Below are 15,483 nucleotides of genomic sequence, written 5' to 3'. Positions count from 1 at the left end.
ATCCGTCAATTGCCGTCATTTTCGACGCTTGGACGGACTTCGCATCCACCGCAACGGGGCTGTCAATCGTCGCCATCTGGGCGACGCGAGCAGTGCGGCGCGTTCGGCAACGAGATTGTCTCGATCGTGCACCAATGCGTTTCGTTCGAGGCCGAGCTCATGATAGGCGCGGTTGATTGCATCGCGCTCGCCGCGCAAATGGTCTGACTCGGCCGCTGCCGCGGCGCCCACGACAGTGCAGGCGTCATCGAATCTCGCTCGCATAAGGTCCAGTTCGTCGCGCAGTTTCTGGCTGTCGCCGTCGTCCGCCATGGCACATAGAATGTCGTAGGCGGTGCGTATCAGCGGTGTCACATCCGGATGGCTCTGCAAGTCCCCGACTGTTGCCCGTTCACGGTGCAGGTCCGCTGTCAGGAAGCGTCCGATTTCGGCCTCCGCCTGATCGGAGCGAATCGGCCAGACGATGCCGGTCTTCTCCGCCGCGCGGTTCGTATGATGTCGCCAGTCGATCAGCAACTGTTCGTGGCGCATGAAATGACGTGGCATATGCCGTGAATGAAATTCCGCATCGAGCACGTGCCTCAGCCAGAGCAAAAGGGATTTTGCCAGCGGCAATCCATCCCGCCGCTCCAGCGAGTAAGCGACCTCCAGGGGGTTGCGGAGCGGAAGCAGAGCCACCGGCTCGACCTCCATCTCGGCAAGGATCGACGACATGAACGGAACGAACCGGCAGATCCGGGGATCCTTGACGAAAAACAGCGGTTCATCGCCGTATTCGCTTGCCAGGATCGCCTTGATCTTGTGGCGGTGACGCTCCGCCGCGGGCGACTGCAGCCATTGCGGATTGAGCGGCCGCCAGTCATGCCACGAGGAGGCTGCCGATGCGAGCAGTTCGTCGTTGGCGAAATTGAGCGGGGTGCTTTCCCAGTATCCCCTTGGATTGTTGCCGTCGGCGCGCAACGGTTTTTTGGGGCGGGCCGATCCCAATGCGGCGATGGTGCCGGCAAGCATCGAGGTCCCGCTGCGGTGCATCCCAAGCACGAGGATCGCCTTTCTCCGGGAAAGGCGCGCGCGGCTCGGCATCAGCGCGGCTGGTGGCGGCTCTTCCCGCAATGGCAGCCGGGCCTCGAGCCATTCGGCTATTCCCGCAGGCAGCGCCAACGTTCCGTCCAGCATCGGGTTCGCGGCAGCAGAGCCCTCGTTGAACAGTCCATGATAGTGGATATGGACCAGCCGCGCCGGGTCGGGCGCCGTGGCCCGGTTGAAGTTGTGAAGCGGAAAATTATGCGTGGCCGGCAAAAGCCGCACGGAATGGTTGCCGGCGGTGGCCGCCAGTGAGAAAGCAGCCTGGCTTGTGCCCCAGAAGGCCGTGGCCTCGCCCTGCAGAATGCCGGTCCCGGTGCCGTAGGTTGGCTCTGCGCCGGCCCACGGTTTCATATTGGCGGCCACCAGCTTCCTGAAAATATCTTCGGTGCGCTGAAACAGGCCGCTCGCCCTTTTTGCGGCGATGAGCCCGCCATTGTAGCTGGCGCGCACAGCCATGCCGTCGACACCCGTGCGCACGATCGGCAGGTGCTCGTAGTCGACACCGGCAAGCACGCATAGCTGCCTCCAATAAGCGTCGAATGGGTCACCAGGGCCGGTCGTGCACATCCCCTTGCTGTCCACCGGGCGGGCAGCGGCGGAGCATGTGCCCAACGAAAAGTCGGGCTCGGCGATGAATATCGTGTCGCTATCAAGCATGATGATGACCGGCGGCCCGGCCCGTGTTTCGACATGAGCAAGCGAATGGACCCGATATGAGGGGCCATATTGCGGACAGCGGCTGTCGATCTCGATCGGCAGGTACTCCACGCCCAGTTGCGCGAACCGGCCTATCGTCGAAGCGGACGGGCGACGGCTGCTCCTCGGCGAGACCGCAGTTATCGGGGACCGCGAATAGGAGCCGGCGAAACACCTTATGCTTTCGCACAGCAGCAGGGCCTGTGCTTCGAGAATGCCCGCCTCGGCGATCAGCACAAACTCGACGTCGTTTTCGGATCCATCGGCTTTGGGTTTGTCGACGGGTTCTTCCCGAGGGGGAGGAGGCGGCCGAGAAGAAATTGCCGGGCGCTCGTTCCTGGCGACGCCGATCTTCTGGACGATGACTTGCTCTCCTCGGTAGAGCTCGCGGTATTGGCCTGATTGCACCGACAGGAAACTGTCGATCCCGAGTTTTGGACGCTCGACCTCATTGGCAAAGAAAGTCCATTCATAATCGTCGAAAATGACAATCCCGCCGTCCCGCACCATCGACCAGGAGAACACGGCATCGGACTGGACATCGGCGCTGTGATGGCTGCCGTCGACATAGACGAGGTCGAAACGCCGCTCGTCGGTGATAAGGCGGGCCAATGCCTGGGACGAGGGACTTTTGATCTTCTCGACCCGTTCGCCGAACGCGGCCAGATTGCTGTCGAAGCGTTGCTCGACTTGCGCAAGCTGGTCGCTCCATTTGTGGCGCAGGGCATGTTCGGGACTGCCGCCGAATGTATCGATGCATGTCAGCCGGCATTTGCCAAAATAGTTGAGAAAGAAGATCGCCGACCGGCCCTCCCAGGAGCCGATCTCCAGAACATCGAGGGCTTCATCGCGGCGCGACTGGAGCAGTGTCGCCCAGAGGGGAAAGAAGCGCGAGGTCCAGTCGGTCGAAAGGCTCTTGCCTGCAAACCACGCAGAATAATCAGGGTTCATAATTCTCACTCTTTACGGCAGAGGCGGCACCTGCGGTTTCCAGAATCCTGTTCCTCGTCAATTGGTTCGGCCTCGATTCAGTCAGGCGCTTCAGTCAGCTGCCTGTTTTCGGCACCCTCGCCTTGAGCCCAATCGCCAGCCGCTTTGCCACCGCACCGGTTACGGTGCGCCGGTCGAGCGGCCAGCACAGATAGCAGACGCGCAGCATCTCTGTGAGGCCCGGCGGAGGGCTGGCGAGCATGCGCGCGACGATGCCATGCACCAGCTGCTTTGCCGCAACCGCATCCTCCGTGCGCTGGAAGGGCCGTGACGCTGCGAGGAAGGCCTTGAGTACGCCAAGCAACTTGCCGTAGGCGGCGGCGCGTCGGTCGACTGCAATCACCTGCCCGCGGATGAAACCGGTGAGGTCCTGGGCGAAGGCATCGTCATAAAGGTCATAGGTCAGGCCGAGGCGCGCCCATGATGCCTGGCGGATCGGATGCGTGCGATTGCGGGCATTCGTTGCGTTTGTCGCGGTCAGCCCGAGTGCGTTCAGCCGGTAGCGCGTCAGCGGTTCGGCAAGATTTCGCGCCCGGCACAAGGGCAGCATGTCGAACCACAGATAGTGGTCCTGCGAGACCAATTCATCGATCCGGTAGCGACCGGCGGCCTCGAAGCAGCCGCGGCGGTAGGCGATCGTCGAGTGGTAGAAGGGATTGTGGAACAGGATCGTCCAGCGGATCTCCAGATCCGTCTCGGGCATACGCTGTGCACCGACGACGCGGTCGGCTTCGTCGATCAGCGTTACCGCATGTCCGACGAGGCCGAGTTCGCGATCCTCGTCCAGTGCCGCGACCAGTCGTCCGACATGCGCAGGCTCGGCGATATCGTCCGCGTCGAGGCGCAGGATAATCTCGCCTCGGGCGGCCTCGATGCCGCGATTGGCGGCGGCGGCGGTGCCGAGATTGGTCGGGTTGGTGATCAGCCGGATGCGCGGATCGCGACGCGCCAGCTCCTGGAAGACTGCGTCCTGGCCCGTGCCGTCGTCGATAATGATGAGTTCGAGATCGTCGAACTCCTGGGTCAGGATGCTGTTGACCGCGGCATCGAGAAAGCGCTGGTCCGTATAGACGGTCATGACGACGGAAGCGCGTGGAACGCGATCCGCATCGCCGTCTGTCCTGTCCACCACCGTTCAATCCCCGTTGCGCATCTCCCGGATAACCAACCAGGAGATTCGCCGCAAATGGAAATCGCCGGAGCGTCCGTGGGGCTTCTACCTTGCCGCTCGACAAGCGGCCGGCGGTGAGCGCCGCCGACCGCGCCGTCTGATGCGGTTCAGCGCTTCGGTCCAAACCCGGGGTAGGGGTTGAGCGGCACGATCGCGGCGATGTCCATCATGCCGGCCTTGATCAGTGGCAGAGTGGCGAGATGGCCCCGCACTTCGGCGTCGTCTGATGCCTCGAACATCATGCCGCTGCCGGGAATGTCGCCGCGGTTCCAGACCTGGCGCACCGCGCCCTCGGCGTAGAGCGTGCGCCGCTGTTCGGCCTCGCCGGGCAGAAGCGGTGCAAAGTCGGCGTCTCCGAACTTTGCGGTGTTGCGGGTGAGAAGGGCAAAGAACTGCATGTCGGTCTCCTTTGGGTTGGGATGGCCGAGTATCGCTTTTGACTGGTCAGACTGTCCAAGACTGATTAGGCTAAAGTTAAGACCTACAAGGACGTAAACCTTCGGATAAAAATGTTCGACCTGCGCCAGCTCCGCTACTTCGTCACTGTCGCCGAAACCGGCAATGTCGGTCGTGCGGCCGACCTGCTGCATATTTCGCAATCGCCGCTCAGCCGGCAGATCATGCACCTTGAGCAGCAGCTGGGCGTCGCTTTGTTCGAACGGGCAAAGCAGCGGGTTCATCTCAATGCCGAGGGTCGCGCCTTCCTCGCTGAAGCCCGTGCGCTGCTCGCCAATGCATTACGCGTCGAGGAGTTCGGCCGCAACCTCGCCAGCGGCGCGGTCGGCCGTCTCGCCATCGGCTATGTCGAGGGTGCGGTGCATGCCGGACTGGTCGCCGACATGCTCAGGCAATTTCGCCGCGAACGGCCCGATTTCCATCTTCAGCTCAGGAACCGGCGCACGGCGGCGCAGTTCGAAGATCTGCGGCAACGCGTGCTCGACCTCGGCTTCGTCTACGCTCCGGCCCCAGTCGACGATCCGGACATTGACAGCATGCTGGTGCGGCGCGAGCCGTTGGTGCTGGCGATCCCCGAAGAGGACCCGCTTGTCCAGTTGTCGGACATCAGGCCGCATCATCTCGATGGCCGCACCTGGATCACCGTCGTGCGCCAGCCCGACGACACCAATCGCGGCCAATTCCTCGCAGCTTGCGCCAAGGCCGGCTTTCTGCCCGACATCGCCTATGAAACAGCAGATCCGCTGACCTCGCTCGGCCTGGTCAGTGCCGGCCTGGGCCTGGCGACGGTGCAATCCAGCCTGCGTGCCGCCGCACCGCCGCGGATCGTGTTCCGCGACCTGCCATGGTTCGACCGCACGGTTTCGATTCACCTGGCCTGGCGGCGGCAGGATCGGCGGGCGGTGATTGGGGATTTGCGGAGGGCAGTAGGGCAGTAGGGCAAGACAGCCCCTACTGCCTTACTGCCCTACTCCCTTACATCTTGTCGATCACCGACTGCATGCCCTCGGTCGGCGCATCGACGGACGAGCCTGCTACCATGATGGCGGCGACGATGGCTTCCGGATCGTTGATCACCAGCGGCTGAACGCGCTTTGCGGTGTGGATGAAGCCCTCCGCCATGTGGTCAAGCAACGACAGCATCGGGTCCCAGAATCCGTTGATATTGCCGAAGACGATCGGCTTGCGGTGATGGCCGAGTTGCCCCCAGGTCATGACCTCGACGATCTCTTCGACTGTACCGATGCCGCCCGGCAGCGCCACAAAGGCGTCGGATTTCTCGAACATCTTGTGTTTGCGCTCGTGCATATTGTCGGTGATGAGGAGTTCATCGAGCCGGTCGAGCGCGGTTTCGGTTGCTTCCTTGTTGATCAGGAAGCGGGGAATGATGCCCGTGACCTTGCCGCCGGCCTTGAGCGCGCCTTCGGCGACGGCGCCCATAATGCCTTTGGTGCCGCCGCCATAGACCAGCCGCAGGCCTGCCTTGGCAATTGAACGGCCAAGCAGGTGTCCGGCCTTCATATAGATTTCATCGCGGCCCGGAGACGAGCCGCAATAGACGCAGACGGATCGAATCGTGTTCATACGGATGATTGGTGATTGGGTCTGAAAGCGTGGTCAAGCCCCAAGGCTTGACAAGTCAGGGCTTTTTCTTGTTGGCCCGTCTTTCTTGTCGGCATTGGGAAAACACGCTAGACCGGCATTAGGTGGCTAAGGGGTAGGGAAATATGGCAATTAATCCATTGAAGGCGTTCCTGTTCGCGGCGGGTGGGACCGTCGCGGCCGCGGGAACCGCCTATGTATCGGGCGCACTCGACCCGTATCTTCATCCAACGCCGCCGGCGCAGGTGGCGGCCTTGACGCCGCCCGAGGCGCCGAAACCGGCTGATCCCGGCACCGAAGGGCGACTGCCGGCGCCGGCAGTGCCGGCCGCTCCCGCCGCAGCGCCCCAGGCGACCGCTCCGGCCGCGCCTGCGACGGAAGCCACGCCCCCGGCAGCGCCCGCAACCGATGCCGCGGCTCCGGCGGCACCAGCAGCGGCCGGGCCGATCGCGCCGACTTTTGATGTCGTGCGCGTCGAGAGCAATGGTTCGATCGTCGTTGCCGGCAATGCGGCGCCCAATTCAAAGGTCGAGATCCTCAACGGCACGACCGTGCTCGGTTCGACCGTGGCCGGTCCCGATGGTGCCTTCGTCATCGTGCTCGACGATCCGCTGAAGCCGGGTGACTATACGATTGCCCTGCGTGCGACGGTCGGCACGGTCGTGACGGCCTCGGCGCAGACCGCTGTCGTTTCGGTTCCCAAGGATGCTACCGGCCAGGTGCTGGCCATGGTCGAGGAGCCGGGCAAGCCGGCCGAACTGCTGACCGTTCCGGCGCCCGAGACCAAACCGGCGGCGCCTGCCACCGGTGACCAGGCTGCCGCTCCGGCTGCACCGGCGCCGGCTCCGGCCGCCGTAGCACCCGCGACCGCCGCTCCGGCGCCAGCCGCACCGGCACCTGTGCCAGCCGTCGTCGAGGCTGCACCGGCTCCCGCCGCGCCGGCAACACCGCCCGCCGCAGCCGTGGCCGAGCCCAAGATCGTCGTCGAGGCGGTCGAGATCGACGGCAACAAGATCTTTGTCGCCGGCCTTGCCGATCCGGGCCGCAAGGTGCGCGCCTATGCCAACGACATCCTGCTCGGTGACGCGCAGACATCGCCGGACGGTCATTTCCTCGTCGAGGCGACGCGCGACATTCCGGTTGGCAGCTATACCATTCATGTCGACGGCCTCGATGCCGACGGCGTGAAGGTGGTGGCCCGTGCCGCTGTGCCGTTCGAGCGTGAGCCGGGCGAAGCGGTGGCCGCGGTGGCGCCCGCCGAGACCAAGCCGGCGGATGCCAAGCCTGCCGAGACCAAGCCGGCCGCACCTGCAGTCGCCGAAGCCCCAGCCGCCCCGACTCCTGCGGCGCCCGCCGTTGTTGCGGCTGCCCCGGCCGCTCCGGCTCCAGCAGCGCCTGCGGCACCTGCCGCCGAGGCACCGGCCGTAGCCGCCGCTCCGGCGGCGACGGCACCGGCAACCCCGGCTGCGCCCGCCGCCGAGGCTCCGGCCGTTGTCGCCGCGGCTACGCCGCCGAGCGACGTGCCCGAAGTCGTGTCGCCCAAGCTCGAACATGCCGATGGCGCCGTCATCATCCGCCGCAACGACACGCTGTGGCGGATTTCACGGCGCGTCTACGGCCATGGCGTGCGCTATTCCACCATCTACCTCGCCAACCAGGACCAGATCAGGGATCCCAATCGCATCTGGCCAGGACAGGTGTTCAAGGTCCCGGAAAAGTCCAAGGAAGGCGAATCCGCCGACCTCAAGGCGATGGGCGAGCAGGCGACGACGGCACCGACCAAGACGGAGTAGGGAAGAGATCGGCAGTTCAGCCGATCTACCCATCGGCCTAGCTTGCCCTGTCATCGTTCATCGTCTATCGCCGATGAACGATGACAGAATCCGCCCTTGAACCAGACCGCGCTACCAGCGCTCTACCCAACTGCATCTCCGACAGCCGCGCTGTCGCAGCGCGTTTCGCGGCGTTGTCGCATCCGGCACGGATTGAGATTCTGAAGCACCTCTCGGCCAGCAATTCGTGCTGCTGCCGCGAGGTCGTCGACCGTTTCGATCTGGCGCAGTCGACGGTTTCTCAGCATCTGAAAATACTGGTCGAAGCCGGTCTGGTCTGCTTCGAGCCCGACCGCCAGCGTTCTCGCTATGCGGTCGATCATGCCGCGCTCGCCAACCTGTCGGCATCGCTGAACGCGCTCGTCAACTCCTGCTGCTCCGGCCGCTGACCCTCTCACCCAAAAGGCAAGAAAAGTGGCCGAAAAAACCGTCTCCGCCGACACCTCAACCCTAACCACATTGCGCAATTTGTGGCCCTATATGTGGCCGGCCGACCGTGCCGACCTCAGGGCGCGCGTGACCTGGGCGACACTGCTGCTGGTCGTTGCCAAGCTGACGCTGGTCGCCGGCCCCTATTTCTTCAAATGGGCAACCGATGCGCTGGCGGGCGGCTCCAAGGTGCCACCGCCGCTGCCTTCTTTCATGCTCGCTCCGGTGATGTTGGTTATCGCCTACAACGTGCTGAGGCTCGTCCAGCTCGGCTTCAACCAGTTGCGCGATGCGCTGTTTGCCCGCGTCGGCCAGCATGCGGTGCGCCAGCTTGCCTTCCGCACATTCGTCCACATGCACCAGCTGTCGCTGCGCTTCCACCTGGAGCGCCGCACCGGCGGTCTGTCGCGCATCATCGAGCGCGGCACCAAGGGCATCGAGACGATCGTGCGCTTCATCATGCTCAACACGGCGCCAACCATTCTCGAATTCGCGCTGACCGCCGGCATATTCGGGTTCACCTATGGTTGGAAATATGTGGCCGTGGTGGCGGCCACCGTCTGCCTCTATGTCTGGTTCACGGTCAAGGCGAGCGACTGGCGCATCTCGATCCGCCGCGACATGAACGACAGCGACACCGACGCCAACACCAAGGCGATCGACTCGCTGCTCAATTTCGAGACCGTCAAGTATTTCACCAACGAGGCCATGGAAGCCGAGCGCTTCGACCGCTCGATGGCGCGCTACGAGATCGCCGCCACCAAGACCTGGACCTCGCTCGGCTGGCTGAACTTCGGCCAAGGCATCATCTTCGGGCTCGGCACTGTCGTCGTCATGTGCATGTCGGCGCTGGAGGTGCAGGCGCATACGCAGACGGTCGGCGATTTCGTCTTCATCAACGCCATGCTGGTGCAGCTTTCCGTGCCGCTCAACTTCATCGGCTTCATCTACCGCGAAATCCGGCAAGGGTTGACTGACATCGAGCACATGTTCGACCTGCTAGATGTGCCGCAGGAGATCGTCGACAAGCCCGACGCGAAATCCTTGATCGTCGGATCCGGCAAGGTCGAATTCCGCGACGTGCATTTCTCCTATGATCCGAATCGCAAGATCCTGAAGGGCGTCTCCTTCGAGGTGCCGGCGGGCAAGACGGTCGCCATTGTCGGGCCGTCCGGCGCCGGCAAGTCGACCATCTCGCGGCTGCTGTTCCGCTTCTACGACGTGCAGGCCGGCCAGGTGCTGATCGACGGCCAGGACGTCAGGGATGTCACCCAGGGCAGCCTGCGCGCGGTGCTCGGCATGGTGCCGCAGGACACCGTGCTGTTCAACGACAGCATCGCCTACAACATCCGCTACGGCCGCGTCGGTGCCAGCGAAGAAGAGGTGCGCAAGGCCGCCGAACTCGCCCAGATCGGGCCGTTCATCGAAAAACTGCCCGACGGCTACAAGTCGATGGTCGGCGAGCGTGGCCTAAAACTTTCGGGTGGCGAGAAGCAGCGCGTGGCGATTGCCCGCACCATCCTGAAAGCGCCGCCGATCCTGATGCTCGACGAAGCGACCTCCGCGCTGGACAGCCACACCGAGCAGGAAATCCAGGCCGCGCTCGACCTCGTCAGCAAGGGGCGCACGACCATCGTCATTGCCCACCGCCTGTCGACGGTGATTTCCGCCGACGAGATCATCGTGCTCAAGGACGGCCAGATCGCCGAGCGCGGCACCCATGTCGAGCTGATGCGAAAGCACGGCCTCTACGCTTCGATGTGGGACCGCCAGCGCGAAGCGACCGAGGCCGAGGAACGCCTGCGCCTTGCGCGCGAAGGCGACGAACTCGGCGTCATCGTTCGCCGGCGGACGTCAGAGGTAAATTGATTTTTGTGCTTGACCTCAACTTAGGTTGAGATTGTACGCCCGCTCCTGGAGCCCGAGAACACCATCATCCAGGAACGGAACAATTGAAATGAACGACATAAATCAGAGTGTTAACGGCGGCAGCGTGTTCAGGGTGGACAAGTTCGTCGTCCCGGCCGCCGCCCGCGAGGAGATCCTCGTCAAGGTCAGGACGACGCACGAATTGCTGCGCCAACAGCAGGGTTTCGTGCAGGATTTCCTGCTCGAGCAATTTTCGGGGCCGGGCGAATTCAACCTGGTGACGATCGTTGAATGGGAAAGCCAGGCGGCCGTCGACAAGGTCGTGCCGATCGTCAAGGCGGCGCAGGAGCGCGTTGCCTTCAACCCGCAGGAAACGCTCGCCCGACTTGGTGTCCGCGCCGACATCGCCAACTATCAGCGGGTTCCCGGGCTCTAATGCATGTCGCCCAAAATTGTGTAGCGGTTTTGGGACGACGACATGCATAAACAATGGAGGCTAAAGCGCGTCGATGCGACGAGCTTTAGCCCGACCAGCTGACGCCAGGTGCCGGCTAGTTTTTCTGTTCTTCGCTCAGGAAGAACGTCCCGTCGACATGGCCATTGTAACCGCACGATGGCGGCTCCGAAGTGCCGTCCTTGCCGGTGCCGCTCTGTTCGACGACGAGCGCGTCGCCATTGCGGCGGAAGGCGAAGACAAAGCCAGTCGGCTTGTCGTTGTCATCGGTGTCGACCAGCCGCAAACTCTTGCCGGCCTTGACCGCGCCACCGATGTCGCACGCACCACTTCCTGAGACAGGGTTGGCGACCACATCTTCCGAAATCTCGAGTTTGCCCGCGCCCGCCGCCTTGATTTCGACCCCGCCGCGGACGCTGCTCCATGTGCCGATGAAACCGGCGTCAGCCGGCTTGTGGATGCCGGCGAGGAAGGTCGCGCGGTCGCGCAGGAATTCGCCGAGATCGAAAGTCTGCTGATCCTTGGGCGTGTTCTCGTTGAAGCCGGCGATCTGGTCTCGATATGCGATGAAATCGCTCTGGTCATCACGCAAGGCCTTGCCGGCTCGGGCGTCGAGCGTCTTCAGCAATGCCGCGTAGTTCTTCGCCACGTCGGCGTCGGCTTGCGCCAGGGCAGGATCGGCGCAAATGGCCTTTTCCGCCACGCTGGCCGCCTTGGCGCAGTCGAAGGATGGCTTGCTCTGCGCCAAAGCATAGCCGGACAGTGCCGGTACCATGGCCAACACAAGCGCCGGATAGAGAACGCGGCCCGCGGATTTCCGGCTTTTCATCAGGTCTGTTTCCCGCCCAGGCCGGAATTCTGACGGCAATGGCATGGGCACGCAAGCCGGTCGCGACTTCAGGAAAGGCGGAGCGTCCTTCTATCCGGACACGGCCGACCCTTGCCGGTTCGCCCGCGCGCCGATTGTTGCGTTGCGGCGAAGGGGGCTTTCGGCTATTGAGGCCCCACCTGAAACGGAGCCGCCTCAGCCCGATGAGCCTTGTCGATACGGTCAAGAACGCGTTCGTACCGATCCATCGCGAAGGCTACCCCTTCATTGCGGCCTTTGGCGCGGCAACGCTTTTCCTCGGCTATTTCTCCTCGATCCTGTTCTGGATCGGCCTGATCTTGACCGCCTGGTGCGTCTATTTCTTCCGCGATCCCGAGCGCGTCACGCCAGTCGACGACAGCCTGGTGGTGAGCCCCGCCGATGGCATCATCTCGGCGGTCGGTCCGGCCGTGCCGCCGCGCGAGCTTGGCCTCGGCAATGTCGAGATGACCCGCATCTCGGTGTTCATGAATGTCTTTTCCTGCCATGTGAACCGCGCCCCGGTGCGCGGCCGTATCGCCAAGATCGAACATCGGCCGGGAAAATTCCTCAATGCCGAACTCGACAAGGCCAGCACCGAGAACGAGCGCAATGGCCTGGTCATCGAGAGCCCCAACGGCACGGTCGCCGCCGTCCAGATCGCCGGCCTGGTGGCGCGCCGCATCGTCTGCTGGGCCGAAGCCGGCGCTTCGATCGGCACCGGCGAGCGTTTCGGCCTGATCCGTTTCGGCTCGCGCGTCGACGTCTTCCTGCCTTTGACCGCCACGCCGCGTGTCGCCGTTGGCCAGACAGCGGTCGGCGGTGAAACCGTGCTGGCCGAATTCGGCGGCGTCGCCGGCACCCCCCTCGTACGGATTTCCTGAGCGGTGGGCACGCAATACAAAAAGTTCGAGGCCCATGCCAGCGGCGGTCCGCGCATCCGCGAGATCCCGATGCGCATGGTGCTGCCCAATCTGGTCACCGTGCTTGCCATCTGCGCCGGCCTGTCCGGCATCCGTTTCGGCTTCGAAGGTCGGTTCGAGCCGGCGGTGGTTATGGTGCTGCTGGCGGCCTTCCTCGACGGCATTGACGGCCGCCTGGCGCGGATGCTGAAGGCGACCTCCAAGTTCGGCGCCCAGATGGATTCGCTCGCCGACATCGTCAATTTCGGCGTCGCCCCGGCTTTGGTGCTTTATGCCTTCCTGCTCGATCGCGCCGGCTCGCCGGGCTGGATCGCGGCCCTCCTGTTCGCCATCGCCTGCGGGCTGAGGCTTGCCCGCTTCAACGTGCTCGACGACGAGAAGGCCGAACGCCCGCTGTGGCAGTCCGAATATTTCGTCGGTGTGCCGGCGCCGGCGGGCGCGGTGCTGGTGATGCTGCCGCTCTATCTCTATTTCCTGCGTCTTGGGGTGGAGCCCAGCCGCCCGGCCGCCTTTGTTGCCACCGGCTTCACCATCCTGGTCGCCTTCCTTCTGGTCAGCCGGCTGCCGGTCTATTCCGGCAAGAGCATCAAGATCCCGGGCGACAGAGTGCTGCCGGTCATCCTGGCCGTCGTGCTCTACGTTCTCTTGCTGATGACCTATCCATGGTACACGCTGACGGCCTCGGTCGCGGGCTATCTGATCTTCCTGCCGTTCTCGGTGCGCGCCTACTCCAAACGCGCCAAACTCGAGGGCGAGAAGGTGCCGCCTTCGGATATAGGTTAAATGCATGCCGCCCAAAAGTGACCTCGGTTTTGGGAAGACGACATGCATAAAGACAAAGGCAAGGAAGTCCGCCGAAGTCCTTGATCCGACTCAGGCCGCGACACCCAGCCCCAGCCTGTCGATCGCCAGCTTCCTGGTCGAGACATAGTCGGTCTTGCCGGAACCCAGCACCGGGATTTCCTCTACCTTCACGATGTCGTTGGGCACCATCAGTTCGGCGGCTCCGGCCTTCTTGCCGAACTGACGCAGCTCTTCGGGATTGGCATCGTCGGCGGTGGTGACCAGAACGATGCGCTCGCCGCGCCTTTTGTCCGGCACCGCCACCGCCGCATGGCGTTCTTCCGGCCACAGCGACTGCACCAGCATCTCGACCGCACCCAGCGACACCATCTCGCCGGCGATCTTGGCAAAGCGCTTGGCGCGGCCGCGAATGCTGATGAAGCCTTCGCGGTCGACGGCGACGATGTCGCCGGTGTCGTGCCAGCCGGTCAGCGGCTGCAGCTCACCGGGGCGGTCCGCGGTCATGTAGCCCATCATCAAATTCGGTCCGTCGAGCCACAATTGGCCGGCGTCCGAGATGCCCTCGACCGGTTCCAGCTTCATGCGCATCGCCGGCAACAGTCGCCCGACCGTGCCATCGCGCCCATGGATGGCGGTGTTGACGGCAACCACGGGTGCGGCCTCGGTCAGCCCAAAACCCTCGACGATCTCGGCCTGGAAGCGCTCGCGATAGGTGCGCCGCGTTTCAGGCTTCACCGCCTCAGCGCCGGCAACGACGAAGCGCAGGCTGGAGAAATCGCCGTCCTTGGCGGTGCGCGCATAGTTGGCGAGGAAGGTGTCGGTGCCGAACATGATGGTCGGCTTCACCTTGCGCGCGATCTCGGGGATGATCTTGTAGTGGAGCGGCGAGGGGTAGAGGAACAGTTTTACCCCAGTGACCAGCGGCAGGATGGTGCCGCCTGTGAGGCCGAAGGAGTGGAACACCGGCAGCACGTTGAGCAGGATATCGGCCGGCGAGATGGTGACGCGCGCCTCGGCCTGCATGGCATTGGCGAGCAGGTTCTTTTGCGACAGGACAACCGCTTTCGGCGTGCCTTCCGAACCCGAGGTGAACAGGATCACACCAGGCTTGGCCGCATCCTGCCGCTGCAGCGGCCAGCGCCACAGCAAGGCGGCGGCAAGCTTGTCCAGGGTGGTGACGCCGGTGCGAATATCTTCCAGCCACAGCAGCCTGGCGCCACCCTTTTCGACCGCCGCGACGATATCAGCGAGATCGGCCTTCTCGACGAAGGCGCGTGACGAGATGACGGTGCGGATGACGGCGGTGCGCACGGCGGCCGTAACGCTCGCCGGACCGGCGGTGTAGTTGATCATCGCTGCCACCCGGCCTGCCGACAGAAGACCAACCAACGACAGCACGACGCCATTGGCGTTGGGCAGCATTATCCCGACCGCTTCGCCCGGCGCGGTCACCGCCTCGAAACGCTTGCCCAGCACGCGGGCGCCGATGAACATCTTGCGGTAGCTCAGCGCGCCTGAAATGACATCCTCGATGATCGGATGCGAGGCGCCGACCCTGGCTGCCGCATCGCGCATGGCCAGGAACAGGCCGCGGTCAAGGTTGGTGCCGAAAAGCCGCGCTTCGGCGACGCGGTCGAACAGCGCATTGGTGTTCGACGCCTGGTCCGGGTTGCGCGCCACCAGTTCGGCGATGGTCATCGGCTCCAGCACGCTGATCGACAGCTGCGGAAACCAGTGCCGTGGCGCCTTGTCCGCCGGCGTCAGCGACACAGGCAGGCTGCGCGCGCCGGCGACGAAGATCGGCACGATGCGGGCGTCGGCCTGCATGGCGATGCGGGTGACGGCGCGAAACAGCCGGAACGTCTTGATGTCGGGCTCGACAGCATCCGGCAGGTAGACGGCGAGCCGCCCCTTGCCCTTCAGCACGCGCACCAGCCGGCGGCTGACGAAAAGATGTTCGGCATTGAAGGCAATGCTGCGGCCAAGCTCGCGCCAGGGTTCGAGCCAGGGCGAGCGCGCCGAGACCTCGTCGAGGATGTGAAGCGTGTCGTCGGGCAGCAGCGACAGCATCAGCGCCGGTTCGAAGCGCGATTGGTGCGAGATCACGTAGATGACCGGGGCTTGGGTCTTGCGGGCGATGCCGATGCGATTGTCGCTGATCCGGTAGGCGAGCTTGAACGGCACGTAGAGCAGCGCCTGCGTGAAACGCAGGCCGAGGCGGAATTTCTCCACCACGCCGATCAGCAGCCAGGCCACAACAAGACCCGCAAGCAGCGCCAGTGTCAGGATCATGCCGCGTCTCTCCCAACGTTTTTGTCATTGCG

Annotated in this window: 13 protein-coding genes; 7 read left to right on the top strand and 6 right to left on the bottom strand. The window is 63.9% G+C overall.

Features of this window, described 5'->3' with window-relative positions:
- Nucleotides 1–15 precede the first annotated feature (15 nt).
- The 3 genes from AC1DX4_RS05800 to AC1DX4_RS05790 form a co-directional block, all read right to left on the bottom strand.
- Nucleotides 16–2,733: a class I SAM-dependent methyltransferase gene (locus AC1DX4_RS05800; RefSeq protein ID WP_477219413.1), complete on the bottom strand. Its 2,718-nt coding sequence runs from the start codon at nt 2,731–2,733 to the stop codon at nt 16–18.
- A gap of 94 nt (nt 2,734–2,827) precedes the next feature.
- A complete protein-coding gene (locus AC1DX4_RS05795) occupies nt 2,828–3,904 on the bottom strand; it encodes a glycosyltransferase (protein ID WP_477219412.1) in 1,077 nt (358 codons plus the stop codon).
- Between the two features lie 146 nt (nt 3,905–4,050).
- Nucleotides 4,051–4,341 carry a muconolactone Delta-isomerase family protein gene (locus tag AC1DX4_RS05790; RefSeq protein ID WP_477219411.1) on the bottom strand — a complete coding sequence of 97 codons (291 nt, stop codon included), beginning with the start codon at nt 4,339–4,341 and terminating at the stop codon, nt 4,051–4,053.
- 111 nt (nt 4,342–4,452) lie between these two features.
- Between AC1DX4_RS05790 and AC1DX4_RS05785 the strand changes: the two genes are divergently transcribed.
- Complete coding sequence (locus AC1DX4_RS05785; RefSeq protein WP_477219410.1) at nt 4,453–5,337, top strand: LysR substrate-binding domain-containing protein; 885 nt, start codon at nt 4,453–4,455, stop codon at nt 5,335–5,337.
- A 37-nt stretch (nt 5,338–5,374) separates the two neighbouring features.
- On the opposite strand, the gene AC1DX4_RS05780 is transcribed toward AC1DX4_RS05785, so the two are convergent.
- A complete protein-coding gene (locus AC1DX4_RS05780; RefSeq protein ID WP_477219409.1) occupies nt 5,375–5,983 on the bottom strand; it encodes an LOG family protein in 609 nt (202 codons plus the stop codon).
- A gap of 143 nt (nt 5,984–6,126) precedes the next feature.
- On the opposite strand from AC1DX4_RS05780, the gene AC1DX4_RS05775 reads away from it, so the two are divergent.
- The 4 genes from AC1DX4_RS05775 to AC1DX4_RS05760 all read left to right on the top strand — a co-directional run bounded on the left by AC1DX4_RS05775 (nt 6,127) and on the right by AC1DX4_RS05760 (nt 10,567).
- The gene (locus AC1DX4_RS05775; RefSeq protein ID WP_477219408.1) at nt 6,127–7,794 is read left to right on the top strand and encodes a LysM peptidoglycan-binding domain-containing protein; all 1,668 of its coding nucleotides are present in this window, start codon (nt 6,127–6,129) and stop codon (nt 7,792–7,794) included.
- Nucleotides 7,795–7,874: 80 nt separating this feature from the next.
- A complete protein-coding gene (locus AC1DX4_RS05770; protein ID WP_477219407.1) occupies nt 7,875–8,222 on the top strand; it encodes an ArsR/SmtB family transcription factor in 348 nt (115 codons plus the stop codon).
- 25 nt (nt 8,223–8,247) lie between these two features.
- The gene (locus AC1DX4_RS05765) at nt 8,248–10,131 is read left to right on the top strand and encodes an ABCB family ABC transporter ATP-binding protein/permease (protein ID WP_477219406.1); all 1,884 of its coding nucleotides are present in this window, start codon (nt 8,248–8,250) and stop codon (nt 10,129–10,131) included.
- An 88-nt stretch (nt 10,132–10,219) separates the two neighbouring features.
- Nucleotides 10,220–10,567, top strand: coding sequence for an antibiotic biosynthesis monooxygenase family protein (locus AC1DX4_RS05760; RefSeq protein ID WP_477219405.1), 348 nt, complete (start codon nt 10,220–10,222; stop codon nt 10,565–10,567).
- 115 nt (nt 10,568–10,682) lie between these two features.
- Here AC1DX4_RS05760 and AC1DX4_RS05755 read toward each other — a convergent pair whose 3' ends face one another.
- The gene (locus AC1DX4_RS05755) at nt 10,683–11,414 is read right to left on the bottom strand and encodes a lysozyme inhibitor LprI family protein (protein ID WP_477219404.1); all 732 of its coding nucleotides are present in this window, start codon (nt 11,412–11,414) and stop codon (nt 10,683–10,685) included.
- On the opposite strand from AC1DX4_RS05755, the gene AC1DX4_RS05750 reads away from it, so the two are divergent.
- Nucleotides 11,315–12,316: a phosphatidylserine decarboxylase gene (locus AC1DX4_RS05750; RefSeq protein ID WP_477219403.1), complete on the top strand. Its 1,002-nt coding sequence runs from the start codon at nt 11,315–11,317 to the stop codon at nt 12,314–12,316. The two genes, AC1DX4_RS05755 and AC1DX4_RS05750, sit on opposite strands and share 100 nt — an antisense overlap.
- A gap of 3 nt (nt 12,317–12,319) precedes the next feature.
- Entirely contained in the window at nt 12,320–13,138 is an 819-nt protein-coding gene (locus tag AC1DX4_RS05745) for a CDP-alcohol phosphatidyltransferase family protein (RefSeq protein ID WP_172230557.1), read from the top strand.
- A gap of 90 nt (nt 13,139–13,228) precedes the next feature.
- On the opposite strand, the gene AC1DX4_RS05740 is transcribed toward AC1DX4_RS05745, so the two are convergent.
- Nucleotides 13,229–15,451 carry an AMP-binding protein gene (locus AC1DX4_RS05740; RefSeq protein WP_477219402.1) on the bottom strand — a complete coding sequence of 741 codons (2,223 nt, stop codon included), beginning with the start codon at nt 15,449–15,451 and terminating at the stop codon, nt 13,229–13,231.
- Nucleotides 15,452–15,483: the final 32 nt, after the last annotated feature.

The organism is Mesorhizobium sp. P3_A8 (assembly GCF_056402995.1).
Note: the sequence above shows the minus strand (reverse complement) of the source record. Positions and strands in the feature narration are given on the sequence as shown.

Coding starts and splice junctions, on each gene's coding strand:
- AC1DX4_RS05800 (WP_477219413.1), bottom strand. CDS start 2,733: ATGAACCCTGATTATTCTGCGTGGTTTGCAGGCAAGAGCCTTTCGACC.
- AC1DX4_RS05790 (WP_477219411.1), bottom strand. CDS start 4,341: ATGCAGTTCTTTGCCCTTCTCACCCGCAACACCGCAAAGTTCGGAGAC.
- AC1DX4_RS05785 (WP_477219410.1), top strand. CDS start 4,453: ATGTTCGACCTGCGCCAGCTCCGCTACTTCGTCACTGTCGCCGAAACC.
- AC1DX4_RS05780 (WP_477219409.1), bottom strand. CDS start 5,983: ATGAACACGATTCGATCCGTCTGCGTCTATTGCGGCTCGTCTCCGGGC.
- AC1DX4_RS05775 (WP_477219408.1), top strand. CDS start 6,127: ATGGCAATTAATCCATTGAAGGCGTTCCTGTTCGCGGCGGGTGGGACC.
- AC1DX4_RS05770 (WP_477219407.1), top strand. CDS start 7,875: ATGACAGAATCCGCCCTTGAACCAGACCGCGCTACCAGCGCTCTACCC.
- AC1DX4_RS05760 (WP_477219405.1), top strand. CDS start 10,220: ATGAACGACATAAATCAGAGTGTTAACGGCGGCAGCGTGTTCAGGGTG.
- AC1DX4_RS05750 (WP_477219403.1), top strand. CDS start 11,315: ATGGCTTGCTCTGCGCCAAAGCATAGCCGGACAGTGCCGGTACCATGG.
- AC1DX4_RS05755 (WP_477219404.1), bottom strand. CDS start 11,414: ATGAAAAGCCGGAAATCCGCGGGCCGCGTTCTCTATCCGGCGCTTGTG.
- AC1DX4_RS05740 (WP_477219402.1), bottom strand. CDS start 15,451: ATGATCCTGACACTGGCGCTGCTTGCGGGTCTTGTTGTGGCCTGGCTG.